At 66.7% G+C, this 14,797-nt stretch carries 17 protein-coding genes and 1 tRNA gene; 9 read left to right on the forward strand and 9 right to left on the reverse strand.

All coding sequences use genetic code 11. The features are described from left to right. Window positions 1-4: 4 nt before the first annotated feature. The 3 genes from ABRP34_RS18295 to ABRP34_RS18305 all read right to left on the reverse strand — a co-directional run bounded on the left by ABRP34_RS18295 (window position 5) and on the right by ABRP34_RS18305 (window position 973). Complete coding sequence (locus tag ABRP34_RS18295) at window positions 5-388, reverse strand: hypothetical protein (protein ID WP_353711258.1); 384 nt, start codon at window positions 386-388, stop codon at window positions 5-7. 72 nt (window positions 389-460) lie between these two features. Continuing rightward, entirely contained in the window at window positions 461-625 is a 165-nt protein-coding gene (locus ABRP34_RS18300; RefSeq protein WP_003801187.1) for a hypothetical protein, read from the reverse strand. 275 nt (window positions 626-900) lie between these two features. Beyond that, window positions 901-973 (reverse strand) — tRNA-Thr (locus tag ABRP34_RS18305). Between the two features lie 222 nt (window positions 974-1,195). On the opposite strand from ABRP34_RS18305, the gene ABRP34_RS18310 reads away from it, so the two are divergent. Further along, window positions 1,196-1,963, forward strand: a complete 768-nt coding sequence (locus ABRP34_RS18310) for an HAD family hydrolase (protein WP_003801185.1) — start codon at window positions 1,196-1,198, stop codon at window positions 1,961-1,963. Between the two features lie 33 nt (window positions 1,964-1,996). Here ABRP34_RS18310 and ABRP34_RS18315 read toward each other — a convergent pair whose 3' ends face one another. The 3 genes from ABRP34_RS18315 to tmk are packed head-to-tail and all read right to left on the reverse strand — an operon-like array spanning window position 1,997 to window position 5,421. Continuing rightward, complete coding sequence (locus ABRP34_RS18315; RefSeq protein WP_353713401.1) at window positions 1,997-3,568, reverse strand: alpha/beta hydrolase; 1,572 nt, start codon at window positions 3,566-3,568, stop codon at window positions 1,997-1,999. A 57-nt stretch (window positions 3,569-3,625) separates the two neighbouring features. After that, window positions 3,626-4,771 (reverse strand): DNA polymerase III subunit delta', encoded by a 1,146-nt coding sequence (locus tag ABRP34_RS18320; RefSeq protein WP_353711259.1) that lies wholly within the window; start codon window positions 4,769-4,771, stop codon window positions 3,626-3,628. Next, window positions 4,768-5,421, reverse strand: a complete 654-nt coding sequence (gene tmk / locus ABRP34_RS18325) for a dTMP kinase (protein WP_353711260.1) — start codon at window positions 5,419-5,421, stop codon at window positions 4,768-4,770. Before tmk ends, ABRP34_RS18320 begins: the two co-directional genes overlap by 4 nt. A 109-nt stretch (window positions 5,422-5,530) precedes the next feature. Between tmk and ABRP34_RS18330 the strand changes: the two genes are divergently transcribed. Then, window positions 5,531-6,715: an aminotransferase class I/II-fold pyridoxal phosphate-dependent enzyme gene (locus tag ABRP34_RS18330; RefSeq protein WP_353711261.1), complete on the forward strand. Its 1,185-nt coding sequence runs from the start codon at window positions 5,531-5,533 to the stop codon at window positions 6,713-6,715. Between the two features lie 9 nt (window positions 6,716-6,724). Then, window positions 6,725-7,081: a DUF2516 family protein gene (locus tag ABRP34_RS18335; RefSeq protein WP_003801177.1), complete on the forward strand. Its 357-nt coding sequence runs from the start codon at window positions 6,725-6,727 to the stop codon at window positions 7,079-7,081. 6 nt (window positions 7,082-7,087) lie between these two features. On the opposite strand, the gene ABRP34_RS18340 is transcribed toward ABRP34_RS18335, so the two are convergent. Continuing rightward, a complete protein-coding gene (locus tag ABRP34_RS18340; protein WP_003801174.1) occupies window positions 7,088-7,909 on the reverse strand; it encodes a class I SAM-dependent methyltransferase in 822 nt (273 codons plus the stop codon). Window positions 7,910-8,025: 116 nt separating this feature from the next. Between ABRP34_RS18340 and ABRP34_RS18345 the strand changes: the two genes are divergently transcribed. Beyond that, window positions 8,026-8,772, forward strand: coding sequence for a phosphoglyceromutase (locus tag ABRP34_RS18345; RefSeq protein ID WP_003801172.1), 747 nt, complete (start codon window positions 8,026-8,028; stop codon window positions 8,770-8,772). Window positions 8,773-8,898: 126 nt separating this feature from the next. Here ABRP34_RS18345 and phoU read toward each other — a convergent pair whose 3' ends face one another. After that, complete coding sequence (phoU, locus tag ABRP34_RS18350) at window positions 8,899-9,561, reverse strand: phosphate signaling complex protein PhoU (protein WP_003801171.1); 663 nt, start codon at window positions 9,559-9,561, stop codon at window positions 8,899-8,901. Between the two features lie 203 nt (window positions 9,562-9,764). Between phoU and ABRP34_RS18355 the strand changes: the two genes are divergently transcribed. After that, window positions 9,765-11,051 (forward strand): ATP-binding protein, encoded by a 1,287-nt coding sequence (locus ABRP34_RS18355; RefSeq protein WP_003801169.1) that lies wholly within the window; start codon window positions 9,765-9,767, stop codon window positions 11,049-11,051. Further along, complete coding sequence (locus tag ABRP34_RS18360; RefSeq protein WP_003801167.1) at window positions 11,048-11,728, forward strand: response regulator transcription factor; 681 nt, start codon at window positions 11,048-11,050, stop codon at window positions 11,726-11,728. The genes ABRP34_RS18355 and ABRP34_RS18360 overlap by 4 nt, the downstream gene beginning before the upstream one ends. Window positions 11,729-11,843: 115 nt before the next feature. Here the strand turns inward: ABRP34_RS18360 and ABRP34_RS18365 are convergent, their stop codons facing one another. Further along, on the reverse strand, window positions 11,844-12,419 hold the full coding sequence (locus ABRP34_RS18365; protein ID WP_353713402.1) for a hypothetical protein: 576 nt from the start codon (window positions 12,417-12,419) through the stop codon (window positions 11,844-11,846). 341 nt (window positions 12,420-12,760) lie between these two features. Here ABRP34_RS18365 and ABRP34_RS18370 point away from each other — a divergent pair, with 341 nt between their 5' ends. The 3 genes from ABRP34_RS18370 (at window position 12,761) to ispF (ending at window position 14,738) form a co-directional block, all read left to right on the forward strand. Continuing rightward, window positions 12,761-13,243: a CarD family transcriptional regulator gene (locus ABRP34_RS18370; protein WP_003801164.1), complete on the forward strand. Its 483-nt coding sequence runs from the start codon at window positions 12,761-12,763 to the stop codon at window positions 13,241-13,243. 176 nt (window positions 13,244-13,419) lie between these two features. Continuing rightward, window positions 13,420-14,202: a 2-C-methyl-D-erythritol 4-phosphate cytidylyltransferase gene (gene ispD, locus ABRP34_RS18375; RefSeq protein ID WP_353711262.1), complete on the forward strand. Its 783-nt coding sequence runs from the start codon at window positions 13,420-13,422 to the stop codon at window positions 14,200-14,202. A gap of 50 nt (window positions 14,203-14,252) precedes the next feature. Next, window positions 14,253-14,738, forward strand: a complete 486-nt coding sequence (ispF, locus tag ABRP34_RS18380; protein ID WP_353713403.1) for a 2-C-methyl-D-erythritol 2,4-cyclodiphosphate synthase — start codon at window positions 14,253-14,255, stop codon at window positions 14,736-14,738. The last annotated feature ends 59 nt before the right edge of the window (window positions 14,739-14,797 follow it).

The raw sequence follows: 14,797 nt of genomic DNA on the forward strand, positions 1-14,797 counted from the left end.
GGAACTATTGGGCCGGGCGATGGCGGCTCGCGAGAGCTTCCTGCAGTTCCGGCAGGTGGAGGTCGATGTCCCGGGCCACGCCGGCAGCGGCGGCCAGGTCAGCGACCACCAGGGCCTTCTCCAGTTGGGTACACAGGTGGCTCATCTGCAGGGCGCCAGCCATTGACGATGACGTGCGCAGGCTGAGGGCAGCGTCCAGGGCCATCTCCCGGTGCCCGACGCCGACACTCCGGATGATGCGGTCAACGCGCTGTGGAAGGAGGGCTGTGTAGTTGTCCGCAAAGGCCTCAGCCGCCGCCGTCGAACAACCTTCCGCCAAGTTTCGGAGGTGCTGCCCGTCCAGGGCCGGTGGGGGCGCCTCAGCCTGAGGCCGGTGTTTTTGCACCATCCGCTGCTCCCTTACGGATGGGCCCCCTCCGCCGCGGTTCTGGGGCCAGACGACGGAGGGGACGTGTGTGGGTTATGTGTTGGCACGGGAGGGGTGGGTGCCGGTGAAGAGCACGAAGGCGTAGGCCCTGCCCGTGGCGGAGTTCAGGTTGCGGCCCATAGTGGCGAACGTCCGTTTCTTGAAGGCGCCCGGCGTGCGGACTCTGGAGGACCGGTCATCCGTGCCGGTACCGAACACTCTGCCTTCCGTGCCTCAAGGAACTATCGAGTGCCGATCAATACTTGCTCAAGAAAATTCTGTTCCGCTGCCGCCTGTGCAAGACCGGCTGGAGGCGCGGGCGCTGATGAGGGGTACGCCAGGATCCGTTCCCGAGGACGGCACTCCGGTACACCGTGGAGGTCGGCGCCGAAGGGCGCCTAAAGATGTGCCCCGGGCCTATCGGCGCCTACGGGCGAAACCAGCAAAAAACCCCGTACCGCCGCCGAACGAGCGACAATACGGGGTTCTTCCCGAGCTTCCTATCAGAATCGAACTGATGACCTTTTCATTACGAGTGAAACGCTCTACCGACTGAGCTAAGGAAGCACCGCACCAATCAGCCGGAAAACCGGCCGGTTCATGCAAGAGACAACTGTAATAGAGTCCCCGCGTCCGGGTCAAAATGAGCGTCCCGCAGGCTGAGATTGACGTTGGCAGGACGTTCATTCCGCCGTCGGATCCGGTTCAGGCCCACAACAGCAACGGCCGCCATGCTGGACCCGAAAGTGGCGCAGCATGCCTGCGCGCCAGCGGCAAAGGAGCTCGACCATGACACCAGACAGTGCAATCTCAACCCGTCGCGAGCTGCGCACTGCCCCCGCGGCGGGCGCGGACGCGGCAGACCATGACCAGCCCGTCCTGCTGGCGGTGCTGGCCATGGTGGGAACAACCGTATACGACGGCGGCCTCATGGACCGCGCGATGTCCCGCACGCTGGCGGATCAGGGAGTCCAGGCCGGCTCGGCGCGCTTCGAACGCATGCTGCGCTACGCGAGGGAGCGTTCCGGCATCTCGCGGATGACGGTTTTCGCCGAACTGTTCGACGACCCCCAGGCAGCGGCCAGCGCCAACAAGAAGTTTGAGCTGAACTGCGACGAACTCATCGCCGACGGCGGAGTGCGGGCCGTCCCCGGGGCGGAGGACACCATCGGCTGGCTGCGGGACGCCGGCATCAAGGTCTGCCTGGCCACCGGTTTCGGGCGCCACACGCAGAACATGGTGCTCGAATCCCTGGGCTGGATGGGCCTGGCGGACCTTAGCCTGTGCCCCGCGGACGCCGGCCGGGGCAGGCCGTTCCCGGACATGGTGCTGACCGCGGTCCTGGCCCTCGACATCGACGACGTCCGGAAAGTTGCCGTAGTGGGGGACTCCGCCGCGGACATCCATTCGGGGCTGCGCGCCGGGGCCTCGGTGGCTGCCGGGGTGCTGACCGGGTCGAACTCGGAGGCGGCGCTTCGCAGCGCAGGTGCCACCGACGTCTTGCCTTCCATCAAGGACTTTCCCGCCCTCCTGGAGCGGCGAGCCTACCGGCTCTGAAGACCTCGACGGCGGCCGCCACAGCCGCAGGGATCAGCAGACGGTGTTGTCCGCCGGCTCCTTGCCGTCAACCAGGTACTTGTCCACGGCATCGCTGATGCAGGTGTTGGACCGGCCGTAGGCGGTATGGCCCTCGCCCTTGAAGGTCAGCAGGGACGCGTTGCCCAGCTGCTTGCGCAGTTCGCTGGCCCCTTCCACCGGCGTTGCCGGGTCACCGGTGGTGCCGACGACGACGATCGGGGCGGAGCCGCTGTACTTCACCGGGGCCGGGGTGCGGATGTTCTTGTATGGCCAGTCGGCGCAGTTCGCACCGCCGTAGGCGAAGAAGTAGCCCAGGGTGGGGGAAGCCTCGAGGAGGCGCTGCTCTTCGGCGCGCATGGCCACCGGATCGCTGCTCATGGGGTAGTCCAGGCAGTTGATGGCACTAAAGGCCAAAGCCGTGTTGGAGGTGTACTTGCCGTTGGGGGAGCGGTCTGCGCCCAGGTCCGCCAGGCGGAGCATGGGGCTGACATCGCCCTTCATAGCGGCGTCCAATGCCTGGGTCAGGGCCGGCCAGCTTTCGTTGCCGTACATCGGCACAATGAGGCCGCTGACGAAGAGGTTGCCGCCCACCAGGCGGCCGTCCTTGGCGGTGCGGGGGGTCTGGACCACGGAAGTGATGAGGTCGCGGATCTGCTGCAGGCCGTCGTCGACCGTGCCGCTCAGGGGACAGCCTTCCTCGCCGAGGCAGTGTTCAACGTAGGCGCGCAGCGCCTTTTCGAACGCCCGGGCCTGGCCCAACGTCAGGTCCTCGGCGCTGAGCGAGGGGTCCATGGCGCCGTCGAGGACCATGCGCCCCACATTGTCAGGGAACAGGGAAGCGTACGTGGAGCCGAGGAAAGTCCCGTACGAAAAGCCCATGTAGTTCAGCTTGGAATCGTTGAGCACGGCGCGCAGGACGTCCAGATCCTTGGCCGCGCTGACGGTATCGATGTGCCCGAGCACGGGCCCGGTCTGTTCCGCGCACTTGGCCGCGGTGGCCTTGTTGTCGGCGAGAAGCGTGGCCAGCCCGGCATCGGTTTCCGGCGTGTAGATCTTCGCCCGGGCCTCGTCCCGTTCCTTGTCGGTGAGGCAGGTGACGGGCGCGGAACGCTTGACGCCGCGCGGATCGAAGCCCACGAGGTCGTAGTTGGCGCGCACAGTCTCGGAGAAGTGGCTGTTGCCGGCGTCCCTGACGAAGTCGTAGCCGGACGCGCCCGGACCGCCGGGGTTGACCAGCAGGCTGCCCTTTTTGTCCCCGGTGCTGGCGATTTTCACCGCAGCCAGTTCAATGGTGTCGCCGTCAGGCTTCGCATAATCGACGGGCACCTTGACCTTGGCACACTGCAGCTTGTCCTCGCAGGGCTCCCAAATGATCCTCTGCGAGTAATAGGCCTTCAGCCCCTCGGGGGCGGCCGCTGCTATGGAGGGGTCGGCCTGTCCCGTGGAGCCGTTCTGCGGGGACCCGTCCTTGGACGGGCCCAGAGCACTGCACGATGCCAGCAGTACGGCCAGCGCCATGGCGCCGGCCGCCCGCATCCCGGCCGCGAGGGTCCGGGGTCGCGAGGACAGGGGCGGTGCAGACATCATGCGGTTTCTCCTTGTGGACGGTGCCAGTTTGGTCAGGCAAATGGGGGTGCGTGGCTACTGGATCAGGCTTGCGGCCATTGACTCTACGGCCAACAGCGGCGCGACGTTGGTGGTGGTGATTCGCTTGCGGGCGTTGTTAATGGCGTCCATCCGGGCGAGGGTCACGTCCGGCCCGGACCTTTGGGCAAACTCTTCCAGCTCGCTCCTCAGCTCAACGTTCACCAGTTCCACGGCGTTCCCCAGCTGGATGATCAGGACATCCCGGTAGAACGACAGGAGGTCGGTCAGTGTCCGGTCGAGGGAATCGGTGATGGAGCGCTTGGCGCGCCGCTTTTGGTCGTCCTCCAACTGCTTCACCTGGCTGCGCATGGCGGGCGGCAGGGTGCCGGTCTCGGGGGCGCCGAGGGTGGCCAGCAATGCGGCCTTTTCGGCAGCGTCCCGTTCCTCGTTGGAGCTCGTGGCTTCTTCGGTGGCGATCTTGACGAGTTTGTCAGCCATCATCACGGCGGCCGTGATGCCCCGCAGCCCCAGCGGGAACCGGACGGTCTCCAACCGCCGCTCCCGGGCCTCGGCGTCGCGGGCCAGCCGCCGGGCGATGCCCACGTGGCTCTGCGCTGCCCGGGCGGCACGCTCGGCAAGGGCCGGATCCACGCCGTCGCGGTTCACCAGCAGGGCCGCGACGTCGGCGGCCGGCGGGAGCCGCAGCGCAACCGCACGGCACCTCGACCGGATGGTCACCAGGACGTCCGCGGGGGACGGAGCACACAGCATCCAGATGGTGCGTGGCGTGGGCTCCTCGATGGCCTTGAGCAGCACATTGGTGGTGCGCTCTGCCATGCGGTCGGCGTCCTCCACCACGATGATCCGCCAGCGCGCCGACGACGGCCGGTTGCCGGCCGTGGCCACGAGTTCGCGTGCCTCTTCAATGGTGATGGTCACCTTTTCGGTGCGGACAAAGGAGACGTCGGCGTGGGTTTCACCCAGGATGGTCAGGCACGCCGGGCAGGTGCCGCAGCCGCGCATGGTGACGTCGTCCTGGTCGCAGTTCAGTGCGGCGGCGAAAGCTTTGGCGGCATTTGAACGTCCCGACCCCGGAGGCCCGGTGAACAGCCAGGCGTGAGTGAGCCCCTCACCCATGGATGCCTGCCGCAGCTGGGCGACGACGGCTGGCTGCCCCTGCAGGTCATCCCAGACCGTCATGGCCGCCTGCCGGTTGCTGAAAGGAGCTGCTCGACGCGCGCCAGGATCAGTCCGGCGATCTCCTCGACGGGCAGCCGCGCCTCCAGCACCAGGTAACTCTCCGGCCTCGCCTCGGCGAGGTCCAAAAACGCCTGCCGGATCCGGGCATGAAACTCGTCTGCTTCCGACTCCAGCCGGTCCTCGGCAGCATCCCCGGCGGTGCGGCGGCTGCGGCCCTCGGCCGGGTGGACATCCAGCAGCACCGTCAGGTCCGGCTGCAGCCCGGAGGTGGCCCATTCGTTAACGCCCCGGACGGCGTCCGTCCCGAGGCCGCGGCCTGCGCCCTGGTACGCCACCGAGGAGTCGATGTAGCGGTCGGTCAGCACCACCTCGCCGCGGGCCAGGGCGGGCCTGATGACCTGGCTGGCATGCGCGGCCCGGGAGGCGGCGAAGATCAGGGCCTCGGTGTGGGCGTCAATGTGGCCATGGCCGTGATCCAGCACCAGGGAACGGAGCTTCTCGCCGATGGGCGTACCTCCGGGTTCCCGGGTGCGCAGCACGGTGAGGCCGCGCGATTCCAGCGAGCCGGCCAGCCGGGCCGCCTGCGTCGACTTGCCGGCACCGTCACCGCCCTCGAAGGCGATGAAAAGTCCGGGACTCTGCATATTCACTTATCCAGCCTACCGATTTCCACCGACGAAAACGCCCGGCGCCCGCTTCCGCAGCTCGCTGGAAGGGGGCGCTTTCCGTGCGGGCAGGCACCCAACGTACGCTTTGACCATGAGTCTTTCCGATCAGCATGCCGCATCCCTGTCCGCCGAAACGGTGGTTGTGGCCGCCGGCCGTCCGCCCCGTGAACACGACGCGCCGGTCAACCCGCCCATCGTCCTCTCCTCCACGTATTTCGGCACTGGCGCGCTCGACGACGGCGACCGGGGCTACGGCCGCTACTCCAATCCCACGTGGGACCCGTTCGAAGAGGCCCTCGGCCAGCTCGAGGGTGCCTCGCTGCCGGGCCTGCTGTACTCCTCCGGCCTGGCGGCAGTCAGCTCCGCGCTCTCCCTCATCCCCAACGGGGGCGTCCTGGTGATGCCGTCCCACAGCTATTCGGGATCGCTGGTCATGGCTGCCGAGCTGGCGGAAAAGGGCCTCCTGGAGCTCCGCACCGTGGATATCGCGGACACGGAAGCGGTCCGGGCACAGATCGCGCCGCGCAACGGCAAAGCGGCGGACATGCTGTGGCTGGAAAGCCCCACCAACCCGATGCTCGGCATCGCGGACATCCGGGCCCTGACACAGGCCGCCCATGACGCCGGCGCCGTCGTCGTCACGGACAACACCTTCTCCACCCCTTTGGTGCAGCAGCCGCTCAGTCTGGGATCCGACGTCGTCCTTCACTCGGTGACCAAGTACCTGGCCGGCCACTCGGACGTGGTACTCGGCGCCCTGGTGACCTCTGATGCGAAACTGCGCGAAACCCTCCTCCACCACCGCATCATCCATGGCGGAATCGCCGGCCCCTTCGAAGCGTGGCTGGCGCTGCGCGGACTGCGGACCCTGGCCCTGCGGATTGAGCGTTCGCAGGCCTCGGCCGCGGTGCTCGCCGAGCGGCTCAGCGCGCACCCGGCACTGGAGAGCGTGCGGTACCCGGGGCTCGTGTCGGACCCGGGCCACGATCTGGCCAAGTCTCAGATGACAGGATTCGGTTCCATTCTTTGCGTCCATGTGGCCGCTGCCGGCGGGCTCAGCGCTCCCGAAACCGCGGACAAACTGGTCCGTGCCCTGAGCCTGTGGCTGCCGGCCACGTCCCTTGGCGGGGTTGAGTCGCTCATCGAGCGGCGGCGCCGGCACGCCGCGGAACCGGTCAGCGTTCCGGAGAACCTGGTACGGCTCAGCGTGGGCATCGAACACGTCGAGGACCTTTGGGCCGATTTGAAGCAGGCGCTGGACGCGCTGGACCGATAGGCTGGGCTGGTGGACGGACGACTACTGATTTTCTACGTTGAGAGCACGGTCTACTACATCCTGGGGCTGATAGCACTGGCACTCGAGGTGTGGGCCTTCTTTGACTGCGTCCGCCACCGGGCCAACGCCTTCGAGGCTGTAGGCAAGCGCACCAAGACGTTCTGGCTGGCATTGACCGGCGGCAGCCTGGCCGTCGGAGCGCTGTCCGTGCTCGGCGGCGGAGCGGGCGGCCTGCTCGGCCCGCTTGGCCTGTTCGGCCTCGGCGCCGTGGTGGCAGCCTCCGTCTACTTGGCCGACGTCCGGCCGGCCGTGAAGGACGCCGGACGCGGCGGCAGCCGGAACATGGGCCCGTACGGACCCTGGTGACCGGCGTTACCCAGGCGCCACAGCTTCCCAGCCGACCGTAAGTTCCCCCAGCCGCCAACGCGACGGACCATCCTGCACCGGCCACCCGCCGTCGAGCAGTGCCCGGCACATGGCCGTCCACCGTTGCCGGTTACCGAAGGGCGCCAGCGGCGCCGACTCGAGCCAGGCCCGGTCCATCGCCTGCAGCAGCGTGTGGATACGTTCGCCGGGGACATTGCGGTGGATGAGGGCCTTCGGCAGGCGTTCCGCGATCTCGGACGGCAGGACAAAACTCCCGAACCGCACTGACATGGTGAGGCTGAGCGGACGCTTGGCATCAAGGGCAATCCACGCGGAGCGCCGGCCAATCTCGTCGCACGTCCCGTCGATGAACAGGCCATCCGGAGCCAGCCTGCCCTGCACCAGTTCCCAGATGCCGCGGACGTCCGCTTCCTCATACTGCCGCAGCACGTTGAACGCGCGCACAAACACCGGGTTCCCGGGCACCGGAAGTTCGAATCCTCCGTTGTGGAAACTCAGGCCCGGGCGCTCCAGTGACTTCGCCGCACGCACCCGCTCCGGTTCGATTTCGATCCCGCAGACGCGCACATCCGGCCGTACCGCCCGGAGCCGTTCAAAGAGCTCGACGGCGGTGGCCGGCGAAGCGCCGTAGCCCAGGTCCACCACAAGCGGGTCGGCGGACCTCCGGAGCCGCCAGGCCTGCGGCCCTGCCAGCCAGCGGTCCAGCCGGCGCATACGGTTCGGGTTGGTGGTGCCGCGGGTCACGTTCCCCACCGGCTTGCCCCGGCTGCTCCGGTTGGTCACCACCCGTTCTGCTTTCTGCACCACGGCCCCAGCCTATCTGGCGGGCCCTTCCCGGGGATGCGTCCGGGGGATGCGGGCGGCCCCTGCCGCGAGATGTAACTCTCGGCACCCGCGGGCTGCGCTCGGCTAGGATGAAAATCATGACTTACAAGCTGATTCTGCTGCGCCACGGCCACAGCGAATGGAACGCCAAGAACCTGTTCACCGGCTGGGTGGACGTTGACCTGAACGACCAGGGCCGCGAGGAAGCAGCACGCGGCGGGGAGCTGCTGGTTGAGAACAACATTCTCCCGGACATCCTTTACACCTCGCTCCTGAAGCGGGCCATCAACACGGCCAACATCTCCCTGGACAAGGCCGACCGCGGCTGGATCCCCGTCAAGCGCGACTGGCGACTCAACGAGCGCCACTACGGCGCACTGCAGGGCAAGGACAAGGCCCAGACCCTTGCGGAATTCGGTGAGGACCAGTTCATGCTGTGGCGCCGTTCCTACGACACCCCGCCGCCGCCCCTGGACGACAGCAGCGAGTTCTCCCAGTCCCGCGATCCGCGCTACGCGGACCTCGGCGATGAACTGCCCCGCACCGAGTGCCTCAAGGACGTCCTCATCCGCCTGCTCCCGTACTGGGAATCGGACATCAAGGAAGACCTGAAGGCCGGCAAGACCGTCCTGGTCACCGCCCACGGCAACTCCCTGCGCGCACTGGTCAAGCACCTGGACGGCATCAGCGACGACGCCATCGCCAGCCTGAACATCCCCACGGGCATCCCGCTGGTTTACGACCTGGACGAGAACTTCCAGCCGATCACGCCGGGCGGAACGTACCTCGACCCCGAGGCAGCGGAGCAGGCCATCCTGGCCGTGGCCAACCAGGGCAAGAAGTAGCCCCCTGCCCTTCGCTGGTTGAGCCTGTCGCAGCCACAAACGGACGACGCCGGCCGGTCACCTTGGTGACCGGCCGGCGTCGTCCGTTTAGTTCGGTGGAGGTGCTGCCCAGCCGTGCTCGACAGGTTAGCCGTGCTCGATGCTGTTCGGGTGCCACGCGCCCGTCACGAGGTAGGTGACCTTCTGCGCCACGGACACGCCGTGATCCGCGAACCGCTCGAAGTAGCGGCTGGCCAGGGCCACGTCCACGGTGGTGGCCGGGGATTCCTGCCAGTCCGGGCGTGCGATCGCCTTGAACACGCTGAGGTGAAGGTCGTTCACCGTGGAGTTGGCCTTGAGAATGTCGCGGGCAACCTCGAGGTCGCGGGTCTCCAGCAGCTGCGTGAGCTTGTTGGCGATCTCGATGTCCTGCTCGGCGAAACTCTTGAACGTTCCGGTCAGCGCCTCCGGGATCACGGTGGAGGGAAACCGCAGCCGGGCGAGCTGGGCGATGTGGCGGGCAAGGTCACCCATGCGCTCCAGGGAAGCGCTCATCCGCAGCGACCCGACGATCATGCGCAGGTCGCTGGCCACGGGGCCCTGCAGCGCGAGGATGTCGATCGCGCGCTCGTCGAGGCTGTTCTGCAGGAAGTCGATCCTGGCGTCCGCGGCGATGACATCCTGTGCCAGATCGACGTCGGCACTCTCGAACGACGTCGTTGCCTTGCCGATCGCTTCGCTGACCAGCTTTGAAATCTCGATGAGGTCCTCGCCCACATGGGCCAGCTCCTCCTGAAAAACCTTGCGCACGTAGGCGTCCTTTCCTTGGAAACCCCGCCCCGCCGCGGCGGTCAGAATTTCGTGTCACCGTTCCGGCAGTCCAACCGCACACTCTTCCAGTGTTCGGTGAACTGTTACACACCTCAAGATGAACGTTAGCTGAATCCGTACTGTGTGGGCTGTTTAGCGGATATCGGGGCTTCCCGGAAGCATAAGCTGGAGGCGTGGATCCAATGCTCTTAGGTGTCATCGCCGGCCTGGTGGGCCTGTCGTTCGGCGTCTTTGGCGTGCTCGCCTTCCGCGCCAGCGAGAAGCAGCGCGAGCTTGTGGACATTGAGTATGACGAACCGGCGCTGCCGCAGGGCTCCGCGGAAGTCCTCGCCGTCGTCGGACAGGCATTTGTGGTGGTGGACGCGATCGACGGCGTCGTCCGCGCCAGCCCGGCTGCCTATGCCTACGGCCTGGTACGCGGCCACACCGTTGTGCACCGCCAACTGCTGGACATGACGGCGAACGTCCGGCGCGACGGCGTCATTCTGGAGAGGCAGCTGGAACTGCCCCGGGGGCCGCTCGGCCAGGGAACCATCATCGTGCAGGTCCGGGCCGCGATGCTGGGCGAGGAATACATCCTCCTGCTGGCTGATGACCGCACCGAGATCACCCGGACCGAGGAGATCCGCAACGACTTTGTGGCCAACGTGTCCCACGAACTGAAGACACCGGTGGGCGCCATCTCGCTGCTGGCTGAAGCGCTGGAGTCGTCGGCGGACGACGAGGATGCCGTCCGCCGCTTCGCGAAACGCATGCACAAGGAGTCGGCCCGCCTCGCCGCGCTGGTGCAGGACATCATTGAGCTGTCCCGGCTGCAGGGCGCGAACGTGGCGCAGCAGGGCCACCCCGTGGATATCAACGACGTGATCTCCGAGGCGGTGGACCGCTCGCAGCTGCCCGCCGAGAGCAAGAACATCCAGATCGTCATTGGCGGCCGGGCGGAGGCCAAGGTCTACGGTGACCAGGACCTGCTGGTCACGGCGCTGCGCAACCTCATCGACAACGCGATCCGGTACTCACCGGAAAACACCCGGGTGGGCATCGGCGTGCGGTCCAAGGAAGGCCTGGTTTCCGTCTCTGTGACAGACCAGGGCGAAGGCCTGTCACCAGAGGACCAGGAACGGGTTTTCGAGCGCTTCTACCGGGTGGATGCGGCCCGGTCCCGCCACACCGGCGGAACCGGTCTGGGCCTGAGCATCGTCAAGCACGTTGTTTCCAACCACGGCGGGGAAGTCACGCTGTGGTCGCAGCCCGGCCAGGGCTCCACATTCACCCTTCGGCTGCCGGAGATGGAAGGTCAGGAAGGGGAAGCCGCACCGGAGCCGCGTCCCCGCGCCGGGGACGCCGGCGCCGCCCAGGAAACCAAAGCGCCGGCGCCCGCCTCACCGCAGAACCAGCCTGACCGGCCGCAACAGGCCAGGGAACCACACGACGCCGCCGGCGTCCACGAACGAGGAGCTAACGCTTGAGCAGGATTCTTATTGTCGAGGACGAGGAGTCGTTCAGCGATCCCCTTTCCTATCTTCTGGGCAAGGAAGGGTTCGAAGTGGAGGTCGTGGACAACGGCCTGGACGCCATCACGGAATTCGACCGCAACGGGGCAGACCTGGTGCTGCTCGACCTGCAGCTGCCGGGACAGTCCGGCACGGAGGTCTGCCGGCAGCTTCGGCAGCGCTCCACAGTCCCCGTCATCATGCTGACCGCGAAGGACACCGAGATCGACAAGGTCGTCGGGCTTGAACTGGGCGCAGACGACTACGTCACCAAGCCCTACTCCTCCCGTGAGCTGGTGGCCCGTGTCCGCGCGGTGCTGCGCCGCCAGGGCGAGCCCGAGGAGCTGATCTCATCCACCGTGCATGCCGGTCCGGTGCGGATGGACATCGAGCGGCACGTGGTGAGTGTCGACGGCGAGCAGGTGTCGCTGCCGCTGAAGGAGTTTGAACTGCTGGAGATGCTGCTGCGCAACTCCGGACGAGTACTGACCCGCGGCCAGCTGATTGACCGGGTGTGGGGCTCCGACTATGTAGGCGACACGAAAACGCTCGATGTCCACGTGAAGCGCCTGCGCAGCAAGATCGAGCCCGACCCGTCGCTGCCGCGCTACCTCGTCACGGTGCGGGGACTGGGCTACAAATTCGAGCCGTAGAAGCTGGCCGACGGCCGGGGAACGGCCAGGGCGAGGCGGCGGCAACAAACGAAGAAGGAGGGGTTCCCTGCCGGGAGCCCCTCCTTCTGGTATCGCTGCCCTGTTGGCTGCGCTCTTAGTGGCCTTCGGCGGGCGCGGCCGTGGCGGACTCGCTCGGCGTTGCGGTTTCGCCCGGGGTCGCGGTCTCGCTCGGAGTGGCGGACTCGCTGGGCGCCCCGCCCGGCAGGTAGGCGGCGTATTCCTTCAGCGTGCCGTCCACCACGGGAATCTTCACGGTCTTGTTGACGTTGGTGCCGTCCTCGGTCACCTGGACGTCCACGAGGGATCCGGGCTTGCCGCCGGACGTGCTCAGGACCGCTGCGTCCGCGGACTCGTTCAGCAGGGTGTAGGCGTTCTGCTTGACCGCAACTTCAGTCTGTGCGCCTTCTGCTCCCTTGAGGGTGACCTTGACGTCCTTCGACGAGGAGTTGTAGACGGCACCGATGACGCGGCCCGGCTGGTTCTCGCCACCGGAAACGATCAGCATGTTGCGCAACTGGACCGGCCCGACGTCGGCACGGATTCCGTCGGAGGCGGCGTACTGGTGAGAGGTCTGCTGGGCGTTGACGTAGCCGCAGCCCGTCAGGGCCAGCAGGCCGACGCTCAGGGCGGCTGCCGCCATTGCCATTTTGCCGCTCTGGCCCCGGTTCATCGCAGTGAAACGCACGTCACGCACTCCTCGAAAAGTCTTTGAAACAGTTTTCAGGCATAGCCTATCGGCAAAGAGGGTCAAACAAGGATTCGGCCCCTCCACATGACTGGCCCCTCCGTCGCCGATTATGGGGGTCCCCGGGCCGCCGGCGGAGACCCGCAACTACCCGCGCGTAACGCTTGTGGGCCTGCATGCGATGCACTATTGTTCGCGTTCGTCAAGGGGTCTGAGCGGCCGATTTCGGCTATTTTCCGCGGATTTACGGGGTTCCCGGGCCGTTTCCATGCCAGTCATATGCCTTAATCGTGATAAACTGATCTGCGGGAAAGGGGAAAGTCCACATGGTTTTTGAGGTCGGCGAGACAGTAGTTTACCCTCACCACGGTGCAGCAAAAATTGAAGAGATCAAGATGCGCACTGTCAAGGGCGAAGAGAAGATGTATCTCAAGCTCAAGGTGGCTCAGGGTGATCTGACCATTGAAGTTCCAGCAGAGAACGTTGACCTTGTTGGGGTTCGCGACGTAGTGGGCAAAGACGGTTTGGAGCACGTGTTTGACGTGCTTCGCGCCGAGTTCACTGAGGAGCCCACCAACTGGTCGCGTCGTTACAAGGCAAATCTGGAGAAGCTTGCTTCCGGTGACGTCATCAAGGTAGCAGAGGTCGTTCGCGACCTGTGGCGCCGGGATCACGACCGGGGCCTTTCCGCAGGCGAGAAGCGTATGCTGGCCAAGGCCCGGCAGATTCTGATTTCAGAATTGGCTCTGGCTGAAAAGACCGACGAAGAGAAGGCTGCAAGCGTTCTCGACGAGGTCTTGGCTTCCTAACAAGAATTGAACCCCGGTGGCACCGTGCCGCCGGGGTTTCTTTTTGCCCAAAATCTGTCGGCCCAAAATCCCCGTCCAGGTAGCAGCTCGCGGCGGTCTCAGCGCTGGGAACGCCCGCAGCTGCTACCGAGTTGGGAGATGGAGGGGGAGCGCGGCAGGGACGTAGGCTAGAGCGCATGAACACTGCACCCAAGCGCCCTGTGACCGCCGTGATCCTCGTCGCCGCCGGTTCCGGGCAGAGGCTGGGGTATGGCATGCCGAAGGCCGCCGTGCCGCTGGGGGGTGAACCGATCCTCATGCATGCCCTCCGCGGGGTCGTCGCGGCAGGCATTGCCAGCCAGGTGTGCATTGCGCTCCCGGCAGGGGAACAGGAGCTTCGGCGGCTTTGCGAGGACTTCCGGTTGGAGCTGGTGGACGGCGGCCCGCTCCTGACCATGGTCGACGGCGGTGCCTCCAGGGCGGATTCGGTCCGTTCCGCCCTGGCCGCCGTGGAGGACGGCACCGAAGCGGTCCTGGTGCATGACGCCGCCCGTGCCCTGACGCCGGAGCCGGTCTTCCACCGGGTGGTCCAGGCGCTGGCGGCCGGTGCCGACGCAGTGATTCCGGTCATCCCTGTGGTGGACACGGTCAAAACCGTCGCCGCCACCGAAGGGCCTGCTGCGGACATCGCCCCTGAACTCGTCACGGGAACCGCCCCGCGGGAGGAGCTCCGGGCGGTCCAGACCCCACAGGGGTTCAAGCTCTCCGTTCTGCGGCAGGCGCACGAGGCAGCCTCGGGCTTCGATGAGCGCCAGGCCGCCGCGGTTACCGACGACGCCATGCTGGTGGAGCTTCTCGGGGTGCCGGTGCATGCCGTCCGCGGGGCCAGCCAGTCACTGAAAATCACCACGCCGCTGGACCTCATCATCGCCGAAGGCCTGCTGGAGGGACCCCTGGGCGCCCGCTGGGTGGAGGGCTGATCAACCACATGACGAAAGACGCCTTGACAGACAACGCTTCGCGGACCCCAATGCTCCTGCCACGGACAGGCATCGGCATCGACGTACACGCCTTTGCCCCGGACAGCGATCCGCAGCCGCTCTGGCTGGGCGGGCTTTTCTGGGAGGGGGAGCGGGGCCTCGCCGGCCATTCCGACGGCGATCCCGTGGCACATGCCGCAGCCGATGCATTGTTCTCCGCCTGCGGGATCGGCGACCTGGGCACCCACTTCGGCACGGACCGTCCCGAATTCGCCGGCGCTTCCGGAGTCACGCTCCTGGCCGAAGCTGCCCGGATCGTCCGGGCGGCAGGCTTCGAAATAGGCAACGTCGCTGTGCAGTTCGTGGGCAACCGTCCGAAGTTCGGCCCCCGCAGGGAGGAGTCCCAGCGCGTCCTCACCGAGGCCGCAGGCGCTCCGGTCAGCGTCACCGCCACCACCAGCGACGGCCTGGGCTTTACCGGCCGCGGCGAAGGCATTTCCGCTGTGGCTACGGCCCTGGTCTACCCGGCGGCGTAGCTGCCCCGACGGAACCGGCCCGCCGGGCGGCTGCCCGCCCCCACGGCCAAATCGCCTAG

Origin of the sequence: Arthrobacter sp. K5, assembly GCF_040448525.1 — a bacterium.
Taxonomy (GTDB): Bacteria; Actinomycetota; Actinomycetes; order Actinomycetales; family Micrococcaceae; genus Arthrobacter; species Arthrobacter globiformis.